Source organism: Algoriphagus sp. (assembly GCF_030694375.1).
Lineage (GTDB): Bacteria > Bacteroidota > Bacteroidia > Cytophagales > Cyclobacteriaceae > Algoriphagus.
The window spans coordinates 1-12,412 of record NZ_JAUXYL010000048.1; the positions used below are offsets into that span (position 1 = coordinate 1).

General features: G+C 44.6%; 11 protein-coding genes. 1 reads left to right on the forward strand and 10 read right to left on the reverse strand.

The genetic code is table 11. The features are described 5' to 3' along the window. The 8 genes from Q8M62_RS20005 to Q8M62_RS20040 all read right to left on the reverse strand — a co-directional run. Positions 1–1,536 (reverse strand): pseudouridine synthase (locus Q8M62_RS20005; RefSeq protein ID WP_305668242.1); only part of this gene is annotated, 1,536 nt, incomplete at its 3' end. Positions 1,537–1,664: 128 nt separating this feature from the next. Then, the gene (gene murQ / locus Q8M62_RS20010) at positions 1,665–2,477 is read right to left on the reverse strand and encodes an N-acetylmuramic acid 6-phosphate etherase (RefSeq protein ID WP_304900444.1); all 813 of its coding nucleotides are present in this window, start codon (positions 2,475–2,477) and stop codon (positions 1,665–1,667) included. Continuing rightward, complete coding sequence (locus Q8M62_RS20015) at positions 2,474–3,316, reverse strand: N-acetylglucosamine kinase (protein ID WP_304900443.1); 843 nt, start codon at positions 3,314–3,316, stop codon at positions 2,474–2,476. Before Q8M62_RS20015 ends, murQ begins: the two co-directional genes overlap by 4 nt. 1 nt (position 3,317) lies before the next feature. Next, a complete protein-coding gene (locus Q8M62_RS20020; protein ID WP_304900442.1) occupies positions 3,318–3,545 on the reverse strand; it encodes a cytochrome b5 domain-containing protein in 228 nt (75 codons plus the stop codon). Then, the gene (locus Q8M62_RS20025) at positions 3,545–4,696 is read right to left on the reverse strand and encodes a formimidoylglutamase (protein WP_304900441.1); all 1,152 of its coding nucleotides are present in this window, start codon (positions 4,694–4,696) and stop codon (positions 3,545–3,547) included. The genes Q8M62_RS20020 and Q8M62_RS20025 overlap by 1 nt, the downstream gene beginning before the upstream one ends. An 82-nt stretch (positions 4,697–4,778) precedes the next feature. Further along, positions 4,779–6,080 (reverse strand): NADH:ubiquinone reductase (Na(+)-transporting) subunit F, encoded by a 1,302-nt coding sequence (nqrF, locus tag Q8M62_RS20030; protein WP_304900440.1) that lies wholly within the window; start codon positions 6,078–6,080, stop codon positions 4,779–4,781. Positions 6,081–6,214: 134 nt separating this feature from the next. Next, positions 6,215–7,057 carry an acetyl-CoA carboxylase, carboxyltransferase subunit beta gene (gene accD, locus Q8M62_RS20035; protein WP_092731760.1) on the reverse strand — a complete coding sequence of 281 codons (843 nt, stop codon included), beginning with the start codon at positions 7,055–7,057 and terminating at the stop codon, positions 6,215–6,217. 207 nt (positions 7,058–7,264) lie between these two features. Further along, entirely contained in the window at positions 7,265–7,813 is a 549-nt protein-coding gene (locus tag Q8M62_RS20040; protein ID WP_304900439.1) for a hypothetical protein, read from the reverse strand. A 267-nt stretch (positions 7,814–8,080) separates the two neighbouring features. On the opposite strand from Q8M62_RS20040, the gene Q8M62_RS20045 reads away from it, so the two are divergent. Continuing rightward, the gene (locus Q8M62_RS20045) at positions 8,081–9,715 is read left to right on the forward strand and encodes a carbon starvation protein A (protein ID WP_304900438.1); all 1,635 of its coding nucleotides are present in this window, start codon (positions 8,081–8,083) and stop codon (positions 9,713–9,715) included. Between the two features lie 9 nt (positions 9,716–9,724). Here Q8M62_RS20045 and Q8M62_RS20050 read toward each other — a convergent pair whose 3' ends face one another. Continuing rightward, entirely contained in the window at positions 9,725–10,837 is a 1,113-nt protein-coding gene (locus Q8M62_RS20050) for a transporter (RefSeq protein ID WP_304900437.1), read from the reverse strand. Positions 10,838–10,865: 28 nt separating this feature from the next. Beyond that, on the reverse strand, positions 10,866–12,407 hold the full coding sequence (locus tag Q8M62_RS20055; RefSeq protein ID WP_304900436.1) for a phosphatase PAP2 family protein: 1,542 nt from the start codon (positions 12,405–12,407) through the stop codon (positions 10,866–10,868). Positions 12,408–12,412: the final 5 nt, after the last annotated feature.

The window sequence follows — 12,412 nt, forward strand, 5'->3', positions numbered from 1 at the left end:
CCTTCTTACAATTCTGTTTCTACCGATATGGATTTCCAAACCAATGATTGTGCGATCCAAGGATAGCACTTGCATGTCGTCCACTTTCACGTCACCGTCTTCCAATGTCAATCCTTCCCGGATCTCCAATTCATGATTATGTGTCAAGGGTTTGTCAATCGTCACCTGATAGATTTTTTTCACCTCATTGGAAGGGTGCGAAAGCTTGGCTGTCAGCTCTCCGTCATTCGTAAAAAGCAGCAACCCTGTCGTATTTCTATCCAATCTTCCCACAGGGAATATTCGCTCTTCGCAGGCATTCTCTACCAATTTCATCACCGTTTTTCGTTCCATTGGATCATCAGTAGTGGTGATGAAATCTTTCGGTTTATTCAAAAGCAGATAGACAGGCTTTTCAGGATTGATTTTCTTCCCCTGATAGATGACACGGTCTGATTTTTTGACCTTATACCCCATCTCTGTTATTACTTGCCCATTGACCGTGATCAGCCCTTTGGCAATCAAGTCATCCGCTTCTCTTCGTCCGCAGATGCCAGAATTGGAAATGTACTTATTCAGACGAAATGAGTCTGTTTCTTCCTTTCCTTTGACCTTTCTTGCCGGTAGGGCCTCAAAATTATAATCCGGTCTATCCAGGTCTAAGGCTTGTCGGTTGGGACGGTTTTTACCAAACCCTTTTTTTTCACCTGATTTCTCTTCCGCCGCTTTCGGTTGCTCGGGGGCAAAAACCGGCTTTTGATCCCGTCCTCTGCCTTTATAAACCAATCGCTCGCCGTGCTCCTTTGGAGACTGATCCGGCGTGGAATCCTTCTGGAAAAATTGCTTTTCCGGTCGTGGCTTGGGCTCATCCCCACTATTCCGTCTGTCTGAATCTTTTTTCTCAAATCGGTCCAACTTATCACCGTAAGTCTTTTTGGGACCATCAGACCCCTCACGTCTTTCAAACTTTTTTCCGGCAAAGCCATCCTTTTTAAACCGGTCCGGCTTATCGCCAAACGTTTTCTTTTGAAAGTCCGGTCCCTCTCGCTTTTCGAATTTCTTACCGGCAGCTTCGTCCTTTCTGAAGCGATCCGGTTTATCTCCAAATGCTTTTTTTGGATAGGATGAACCTTCCCGCTTTTCAAACTTCTTCTGGAATCCGTCTCCCTTGTCAAAACGCTTCTCACCAAATGGCTTTCGTTCTGAATCGCCACTGCCCGGGCGTTTTCCATAAGAGGGCTTATCCGAACCTCTTTCGTCAGATTTGAAAAATTTTCCTCTCGGCTTATCGCCAAAAGTCGGTTTAGAATCGGACTTAAAATCCGGTTTTTTGCCAAAAGAAGGCTTGCTGTGGGAACCATCCCTCTTTCCAAACGAAGGCTTACTGTGGGAGTCGTCCTTTTTACCGAATGATTTTTGGTTGGAGGAAAACTTCGAGTCCCCATTTTCAGATCGACGGCCACCTCTTGCTGAAAAATCTGATTTCCCGGACTTTGAAGAGCCGGAGTCTTTGCGATCGTCGTTGAAAAACGGCTTTCTTGAATTGTTTTTTTTCATAGTATGCAGCATCACTGCTGGAATTAAAGGGTGTAGAATAAGCGACTGGTATCCAAACGCTTAATCGGGCTGTAAAGATATGGCGAAAGAAGGTAATTATCGCTAGGCATTCAAAATATTCTTAACGATCAAGCCTTGTTTTTATAATAATATTCTGTGGCATTCCGTACTGAACCCTCAGAAAGCAATAAATCATTGGCTGTTTGATAGTCCAGGCCTGTGGCTTCCATGATCATTTTCGTGCCGCGATCGACCAATTTTGCATTGGAAAGCTGCATATCCACCATTTTATTTCCTTTCACCCGGCCAAGTTTTATCATGACCGTAGTGGAAATCATATTCAACACCAGCTTTTGAGCAGTTCCGGATTTCATTCGTGTACTTCCGGTGACAAACTCTGGCCCAACCACCACCTCAATGGGACATTCTACGGATCTTGCCAAAAGTGACTCTGTATTGCAGGTAATACATCCTGTGAGTAGGCCGTTTTCTTTCGCTGCTTTAACACCACCAATCACATAAGGTGTCGATCCTGAGGCGGCAATTCCGATCACTGTATCCAATTCCGAAACACCATATTCCTGGATGTCTTTCCAAGCCATTTCCGGATCATCCTCTGCATTCTCTACAGCTTTTCGGATTGCTGTATCTCCACCGGCGATCAATCCAATTACCCAATCATGGGGCACTCCGTACGTCGGAGGGCATTCTGAGGCATCCAAAATCCCCAACCTTCCACTTGTACCCGCACCGATATAAAAAAGCCTTCCCCCTTCTCTCATTCGGGGAACAATCTGATCCACCAAGGCTGAAATCGCAGGAATCTTTTCCTTCACGGCTGGGGCAACTTTATGATCTTCCGCATTGATATGATGGAGCAGTTCGGAAACTTCCATTCGCTCCAGATTTTCATACTTCGAGCTACTTTCGGTTGTTTTCATAGTTTTTCCTGATGGTATAGTGTAAGCCCTGCAATCGGACTTTCGATGATGATGTGGACGTTGATTCCTGAGTCTGCGGCAGCTTTTCTTAGGATATCGCTATTGTAATAAGCGATGGAGCCCACAAAATTCGCCGGTTTATTGCGGTAGTCTTCGTACTTGAATAGGTGCTTCGCAAAGAAATCCTTGAAGGAATCATAATACAGTCTATAGCAGTATGGATCGGCCCTGTTTTCAGTAATAAACCTGCAAAAGCTTGCCATATACCGGCTCGGAAAAGGTTGCCTGTATACGTGATCCTGAATGATATTTTGAGTAATATGAAAACGCTCGATTGCCGCCTCGCGGATATACTTTGGCATCTCCTCGTGGATGAAGTCGATCAAAAACTTCCTTCCCACATAGCAGCCGCCCCCCTCATCCCCCAAGATATAGCCTGCTGCAGGACGCGTGGCAATGATATTTTTCCCGTCATAATCACAGCTGTTGGATCCTGTGCCCAATATGCAGGCCATTCCTGCCTGATGTCCACAGGTAGCATGTGCTGCCGCAGCCAGGTCATGGTCTACTTCAATTTTTGCCTGTCGAAAAATGGTCCGCAGGGCATTGGAAACTTCAGCTTTCCGATCCGGAGCTGAGCAACCCGCCCCGTAAAAATAAATCTGCTCGATTTCGTCTTCCAGCTTGACCAAAAAGTCATGACGCATCTGAATCGCCATTTCTTCGGAGGTCATATAATAGGGATTGAAACCCACTCCGCGATGTTGGCTGATTTTGCCGTCACGATGAATTACTCTCCAGTCTGTCTTGCTGGAACCACTGTCTGCTATTAATATCATGCTAGGTAAGTTGGCCAATGGCCAGAAACTTTTCAAATACTTTTTCGGTGTGAGGCGCATCCGCAAGTTCGTCAGTCAGATCCTGCCCTGCCCAGTGCTCGTAGTGCATCCCTTTTTTCCAAAGCTTGGAGGTGGTCAGGTCATAAATTGTGCCCTTATATGCCACCCAAATTTCGGGTTTTTCCTGACCATTCCGGAGTGCCAACTGTTGCCTGGTGTACGTCTTCATCAATACAACTTGATCTGGGCATTGATCCAGCGCTCGGGGATCTCTCCTTTTTGCGCCAGCTGATAATCTGAGTAACTGCAAGGCACAGTACTCACCCGGTCAAAACGATTCGTCTCATTGTGGGGGATTTCCATCCACCATTTTCCACTGCGTTTACTTTTATAAAAAACGAGTACGTTAGGCTTTGCATCCAATGAAACGGAGTATTTGATGTAATCTGCGCTTTTGAAGGATAGACTGTCTTTTCTGGAATAAAATCCTTCGATAAAATACCAGATCATCACGGCTGCTACTTTAGCTGTTCTATTATTTGCATCATCGAAATAGGGATCATAGCCATAGATTCCTATGGAGCTAAGCTTTTCATTCATTCCTGCAAACCAGAAGATCTGACAGGCTTCCTCCGCTGTCAATCCGAAAGGTTGGGCATCCACTGCGCCGGGTGCATCGGCAGATTGGAGGGCACACATGTCAAAACTGAGTAAATCCGCATCCCGAATCAATGGCTCGGTTTCTTTGAAGTTGTCACGAACCTGACCGAGCCTGACATGATCAAAGTAAAGTTTCTCCATCACATTGATCAGGGTCGGGTCCACAAGAAAACTTTGATAAGCCAAGTGGGTGTATGAAAATAGGAAATTGGGCTGGTGCAGGACGATTTCCTGGGTGTGACGGTCGTCTTCCGGGCCTGTTTCTTCCATATCCACTTTGGCGTCGATTGTCACCAGACTAACCAACTTTTTCATTTTTTGATAGGACAAATATTGCCCATAGTCCAGATCATGTGATCCTCCAAAGAAAATCGGAAGAATCTGCTGCTTCATCAATGCCTCCCCTACCTGTCGCATGTTTTGGTACGTGTCATTCAGAGAAGCGCCCAAAATCAGATCCCCCAAGTCTGCCACCCGATAGGGTACCAGACTTTTCTTGAGTTCATAAAGTTTTTCGCGGATTTCAGAGCCACCCCGCTCGATACTTTCGGATTTCTTTGCCCCCCGCTTTTCTTTGATTCCAACAAGGGCAATTTGCATTCCTTTCAGATCAGGAAAATTTTCGCCGTAAATATGAATCTGATGGAAAAAGGAGTTTTCGGGATATTTTTTCTCGAGAAGAAAATCTGCGACAGGGTCGAAAAAGGATTGAATATTCATAGGGTGAGAATGTGGATATAAAAATACTCAAAAATGGTACTAAACTAAAAAATCCCGCCGAAGCGGGATCTTTTTATAAATTTTACCCTCCGAAGTCATCGAAGCGGATGTTTTCTTTTGGAATACCCAAGTCATCCAGCAACTTCAGCACTGCGGCGTTCATCAAAGGAGGTCCGCAGAGGTAATATTCAATTTCATCCGGGTCAGCGTGATTTTTGAGATAGTTATCATACAACACTTGGTGAATGAAACCTACATAACCATCGCCATCGTCATCCAAGGACTTTTTCACCTTCCAGTTATCTTCAGGAAGAGGTTCGGACAATCCAATATGGAATTTGAAATTTGGAAAATCTTTTTCTATGTCCCTAAACTGCGGTGTGTAAAACAGTTCCTTCTTGGACCGACCTCCGTACCAATAAGAGACTTTTCGATGCGTCTTCTCGGTGTGGAATAGGTGGAAGATATGAGATCTCAACGGGGCCATGCCTGCACCACCACCGATGTAGATCATTTCTCTTTCGGTTGGATTGATATGGAATTCTCCATAAGGACCTGAAATGGTCACTTTATCACCAGGCTTTCTTCCAAATACATAAGAAGAACAAACCCCTGGATTGACATCCATCCATCTGTTGTTTGCACGATCCCAAGGTGGAGTCGCGATACGAATGGTCAACATGACAATGTTTCCTTCAGCAGGGTGGTTGGCCATGGAATAAGCTCTAAAGAGGGGCTCATCATTTTTCATCACCAAACTCCAAAGGCCAAATTTATCCCAGTCGCTTTTGTAAACATCGGCAGGGTGGCCTAAGTCAGGATGTGGAGTGATATCCATATCCTTGAAATTCACCGTGATCGCAGGTACATCGACCTGAATATATCCTCCGGATTCAAAATCAAGGTTTTCGCCCTCAGGCAATTTCACTTTGAATTCTTTAATAAAAGTTGAGACGTTGTAGTTGGATACCACTTCGCATTCCCACTTCTTGATTCCAAAGATTTCGTCAGGAACACGGATTTGCATATCCTGCTTTACCTTGACCTGACAGGCAAGTCTCACATTTCCTTGCTGTTCAGCACGGCTGAGGTGACCCACTTCAGTTGGGAGAACATCTCCCCCACCGTCTTCCACGACACATTTGCACATGGCGCATGTTCCTCCTCCACCACAGGCAGAAGGAAGAAAAATTTTCTGATTGCTCAGGGTGGTAAGTAAGGTTGATCCCGCGGAAGCTACGATCGGATTTTCGCTGTCACCGTTGATGACAATCTTTACATCTCCGGAATTTACCAGCTTAGACTGGGCAAAAAGGAGGATAAATACCAGTAGCAGGATAATAGCTGTAAATGCTACAATGGAGGTAATAATTACTGAACCCATGAAGTTTTGGTTTTACTTTTTGGTATGGATTGAACCTGTTTAAGGAGCACAAATATATTTATTAATCTATAAAACAGGCCAAAAAAGGATTCAAATTTGACTTGTTTACAGATGGTATTCGAAGGAATAACTGATTAATTGTTCAGAAGGTTTAGCAAAGTGGTTAACCTTGATTTCAACTGTCGTCGATCGATGATGAAATCAAGAAATCCGTGTTCCAACACAAACTCCGAACTCTGAAACCCTTTTGGAAGATCTTTCCCGATTGTTTCCCTGATTACCCGAGGACCCGCAAAACCAATCAAGGCTTCAGGTTCGGCGATATTAAAATCTCCTAACATGGCATAAGATGCGGTCACTCCTCCGGTGGTAGGATCTGTCATTAAGGAGATGTAGGGAATAGCGGCACGATCCAACAGGGCTAGTTTCGCTGAGGTTTTTGCCATTTGCATGAGCGAAAAACCAGCTTCCATCATTCTTGCTCCTCCTGATTTTGAAATCATGAGGAAAGGAATCTTATGCTTCAGCGAATAATCAATGGCTCTGGCGATCTTTTCTCCGACGACTGATCCCATCGAACCGCCAATGAAATTAAAATCCATACAGGCAACTACGATTTCAAGACCATTCATTTTACCATGCGCCGTTCGAACAGCGTCATTCAACTCAGTTTTCTTGATTGTGGCTTCAATCCGAGAAGAATACGGTTTGGTATCCGCAAAATTCAAAGGGTCGCCGGACTTCATATCTTGATCCAACTCCGTGAATTTATTTGCATCAAAAAGAATCTCAAAATACTCTTTGGAGCCGATTTTCACATGAAAATCATCATCAGGACAGACGAAAGAATTGTTTTTCAGCTCCCGAGTATGGATAATGTTGCCGTTGGGAGTTTTAAACCAAAGTCCATCAGGAGCATCTTTTTTCTCAGCAGTAGAGGTTTTGATGCCTTTGTCAGTTCTTTTAAACCAAGCCATAGATTGTTGTTAGGTCGTTAATTTGACAAGTCAAGGGTTGCAAATTTAGCCCATATATCCATTAAATAAAATCCTCTTTGAATCCTCAGCCAATTATCCTCAAAGTGCCCAAGGATACGATGAGCGAAAAACCAAAACCTGATCTTTACCGGATTAGAAGAACTAAGTCGATTTTACTTACCTCGTCCATTCCCCGGCTCAGAGCTATTAGCCAAATGCCGCAACCATTGCCCCCATTTCATCGAGATGATAAATTCGCTCCTTGCTTGAATCCGTAAAATCCAGCAACGAAGGCAAGGATAATCCCCCGGATTTCCCGATTGCAGGCCATTTTGGAGGAGTAGAAAGCCAATTCCCATCCGAATCTTTCATATGGCTTCTGTCAGACTCAAAAGAGTCAAGGTAATCTTTAGCCTCTATAGCCTTGAATCGGGGGAGATGAATTTCTTCCCAATTTTCATGTCTTTGAAAAGTTTTTTCGATGTATTCCATTCCCGACAATGGCACTGGCAAAGTCGAATCAAAATCATAAATGAAACTTTGACACTCGTGGGAAGCAAACAAGATCACGTGATAATTCCACCAGACGATTTCATACCCATTAATGGACTTTTGAAATCTAAATGGACAATATTTACTACTGTTGGATACGATCAGCACCTTTTTTGAAAAGTGCTCAAGTGCCGGGTTTTGGCAGAGATGCCAGATGTTTTCTTCGCAAAAATTTGCGGAATACCTAAATTCTTTGATTTCCATTTGTCAGCACAAAAGTAGCACACTTAGAGGTCATTGGAACGCAAGTACCGGTTAATAGTTTTTGGAAATTTCAACCTGGAAATAAGGAACTTAATGAATTCCAAAAACCCAAGAACATAAACCTGAATTCATTCCCTACCAAATCTGATTTTGAACCTAAAATTAATTTGGCCAAGGGCAGAAAAGTAGAAACTCTTTTACTTTATATCGAAAAGATTCCCAATTTTCGCCTGTGAATCCATCTTTTGACAATTTCCCAAAAAATCCATGAGTCTTGCCCTACTTCTCTTGATATCAGCGGTCATTTTATTTGTCGCATATCGGTTTTACGGTGCCTATGCCTATAAAAAGTTTGGATTGGATGATTCCAAAAAAGCACCTTCTCATTTGCTTCGGGATGGTGTGGATTATGAACCAAGCAAGCCAATTGTAGTATTGGGCCATCATTTCGCCTCTATTGCAGGGGCGGGACCAATAGTGGGGCCAATTATCGCGGTGACTTTTGGTTGGATTCCGGCAGTGATTTGGATTTTGGTCGGAGGAATTTTCTTCGGAGCGGTGCATGACTTGGGAAGTATGGCCGCTTCTTTGCGAACTGAAGGAAAATCCATTGGGGTAATCATCCGAAATCAAATCGGCCCAAAGGGTAAACAACTGTTTGTGATTTTCAGCTTTTCCACCTTGATCCTTGTCATTGGAGTTTTCTCGGATATCATTGCCAAGACTTTCATCGCAAATCCGGGCGTGGCTTCTGCATCCATCCTTTTTATTTTACTGGCAGTAGCTTTCGGTTACGTCAACAGATTAGTCGGAAATGGTAAAATCGCTTTTATCATCATCACGGTAGTAGGTGTGGTCTTGATGTATTTCTTCGTGTATCTGGGGACGCAATTGCCATTTGTGATGTCTTATAATTTTTGGATTTTGGCCCTATTGGGCTATGCATTTTTGGCTTCCGTTACTCCGGTGAGCTTACTTCTTCAGCCAAGGGACTATTTAAATAGCTATTTACTTTATGGAATGATGATCGCTGCAGTAGCCGGCGTTTTCATTGCAAATCCTCAGATCGAGATGACTTCTCAGATTCAAACCTCCAGTGAAAGTTTGGGTTACATGTTCCCTGTTTTGTTTGTCACCATCGCCTGTGGGGCCATATCCGGTTTCCATTCTTTGGTAGCTTCCGGCACCACCTCAAAGCAGTTGGACAAAGTAAGTGATGCCAAGGTAGTAGGATTTGGCGGCATGTTGATTGAATCCTTCCTCGCCATTATTGCTGTCGGGGCAGTGGCAGTGCTATCAAGAGAAGACTACGCCAGCAGGCTGGGCACGGAAGGTCCTGTAGCTCTTTTTTCCAACGGAATTGGAGGAATGATCTCCTCCTTGGGGATTTCTGAATCCTTTGCCATAGGTTTTGTCGCACTTACTGTTTCAGCTTTTGCCTTGACCACTTTGGATACATGCACGAGACTGGCGCGATTTACCTTACAGGAATACTTCGAAGACATGCCCCAAGCCACAGCTCAAGTAGTGGCCAAAAATCGTTACTTGTCCACCACAGTGGTTGTGATTTTATCCATTTTGCTTTTAGCCTCAGGAGAATTCAGTACGCTCTGGCCGATTTTCGGTTCGGCCAACCAGCTTCTGGCCGCTCTGGCTTTGTTGACAATTGCAGTATGGCTGATCAAGAAAAAGATCCCTGCGACCTTCGTGACTATCCCCATGTTTTTTATGTTCACCGTGACGCTCGCGTCTTTGGGGCTTTTTGCATGGAAGAATTTTCAGGAAAAAGGATACGTTTTGGCGGTGATCGCAGCCTTACTGTTTGTGCTGGCTATTTCGCTGATATTCTTGGCGTTCAAAAGCTTGAAAAATGAGGTCAAAGAGCCTGTGAAAGCGCTTTGACCTCTAGAATTAAAGTGAGTTAAATAGCACCGGAGCCTTTTTGGGAATCCTCCATGCGAGTGAAAAGTTGAGCAGATAATCTGCAAAAGCAGCATCACCATGACGGAAGTTATCCGGTGTAGAATCCGAAATGTCCGTGAGACTTCGGGTTCGATTTCGTACCAGTGCGACCGGTACATTTAAAGTAGCAGTCACATTGCCCAGCATGTAGCTGGCACCGGGTTCGACGGAAATCACATATCCGGGACGTCTGAATCCGCCACTTTCACCGATCAAATCCCTAACCGGAACACCTTCGAGTCGACCTCCCAGGGAAAAACCAAGCCCGTGGACTTTTTCGATTCCATAGAACAGCCCTGCACGGAGTGCATACTGGTCCGGCACACTCATGATCCCCTCACTCGCTCGTGATCGGAACGTTTGGGTTCCATTGGTATTGCGTGGATTGAAAAGGTAAAATGCATTGTAATACCCAAACAAGGAAGACTTGAATTCTTTTAATCCTTGGGATTCCAGCGTGATTCCAAATCCTCCGTCTCCTAACTGAATACTTTGGTCTACGGGACGCACTTCGGAGGTTTTGTTTGGCCCTACATTATAAAAGGTGCTTTTGGCATTGTAATCCCCTGTCGGAAGTTTGAATCCCAAGCCCAAGGATATATTGCCTTTGGCTGCTTTTTCTCCTGAAAGAATCCAATATCCTGCCCCAAGTCGAATATCGGCCAAACCTCCCGAGTAGGACTTGTGACGGGTTTCTCTACCATGTTCATAGAGGGAACTCCTTTCATTGTAGGCATAGGGAATCGAAACCACTCCAAAAAGCCGATCGGTAAAAGAATAGCCGATGTTAAAGTCAAGTCCATGCGACCAGTTAATCACCTGAGTGCCATTTTCGATCCGATCGGGCTCCTCGTGCGTCCCTCTGAAATGCCGGAAAGATTTAAAATATCTGTAGCTCAACCCGACATTCAGATCTCCTTTGGTCTGGACATTGAGTTGGCCGACGGCATTTCCGATACCAGAAAATTGCCGGATCGCTACACAACCTTGGGCAAATGACAGCTGACAAAACAGCACTAGGGATCCCAAAGTAAATACAGCTAGAAGTATATATTTTTTCATTTTTTTTCTGAATAATTGGTTGAATTTATTAATCTACTTGGTCGCGCTTTGCTTTAGCAACTGCAAAAGCCGCCACCGCTCGACCCTGGGCTAAGCCCTCCTCTGCATCAAATCTGTAATGAATGCCACCATAGATTCGGGACATAGCGGCTTCATCGGCCCATTTTCTAAATTTCGTGGCATCAGAGGGAAAGAAATGTGCTAAAACCTCTGAAGCTGCAGCCGAAAATGTACTATGCCCAGAAGTATAGGCAGGAAAATTTGGTGTTCCCAAAATCGTCTTGAACCCCGGAATGGTCTGAATAGGCCGTGGATAGTGATAGAAATACTTAGCATCCCAACAACTGATACCTGCATCTACTATGGCCATGTTCATGTAAGCAAAAACACGGGCAGTACGAACTGGACTCAAGCGGTATTTTACCACCGCCTCTTTGGCAAATCGATTCCAATGCCCGGGAGGACTGTAGGTGTTTATTCCGTCATTCCAGAAATTGGCTATCCTGCGCTGTTCGGTGGTCAGTTTGGCTGCAAATCGCTTCAACTCTTCTGCATCTCTATTGAACTCTTCAGAACCCGGTGCCGGAGGTACTCTTGGCCTCACTTCCTCCACTGTGGGGACATTCCACATTTTCACTTTTCCGAATAGGGGTGTCAGCCCAACCGGTCTTTGAGGAGATTCCATATTTTCCCATTTCCATCCAAAGCGTTGAAATGCAGCATTTTTGATGGAATCAGATACTAACTTAGGGGTTTGAGCACTTTTCATCCCATCGGTGTTTGCTCTGGCAAGGGCTATTTTGGAAACTTCGTTTCCGATTATTTTTCCTGCTTCGATGTCACTGCTGACATTAATTCCTGCCAGCACCAGAGATTCCAAGTGCTCTTTTGCGAGCTTATTGAGGTATTCTTTTTCCAAAGGAAACATCACAGAAAGTATATCTCTGGAAGTGATCGCTACAACGGCACCATCCGAAGGATAGGAATTCAACCCGTTCTCTTCATAGGCGGATTTGATCTGAGGATCGAGCTTATAAGGGGCGGGTCGGCCAAACTTCTTTTTGTAATGCCATGCGGTGATCAGTCCGTCGTACTGGGCCACACTGAGGTAAGCAAGCATACGGCTGATGTAGGGAGGATGAGCAAAAGGAAAGTTTGGTGTGGCTGCCGGATTTGCCGGATTTGGAAGCGTGTAGGTTCCGTCAGGATTTGGTCCAGGAATCAAGTTGTATTTTACGGCTAGCTCCAATGCAATTTCATTCCATCGAAGTAAAGAATTGTTAGTCCAATAGTTCACAGACTCTCGTTGAGCAGCTGTAGAATTTGCGATTTTAGATTTTACTTCCTGCAATTGCTGATTCAATGCCGCTGAACCCACCGTAGCCGGATCTGGAATGGAGACCTGTTCTTTGCCTGCCATCAGAATTAAATTCCATGTTCCGGCATTTTCATCCAATTCAGCATATTCATACCCTTCATACTCCAGTCGTGTCGGCAACTCCTCCATACAGGAAACAGTCAGGGCCGAAAGTGAAGTAAAAAGGAAAAGGTATCGTAGTTGTATTTTCATTTTTC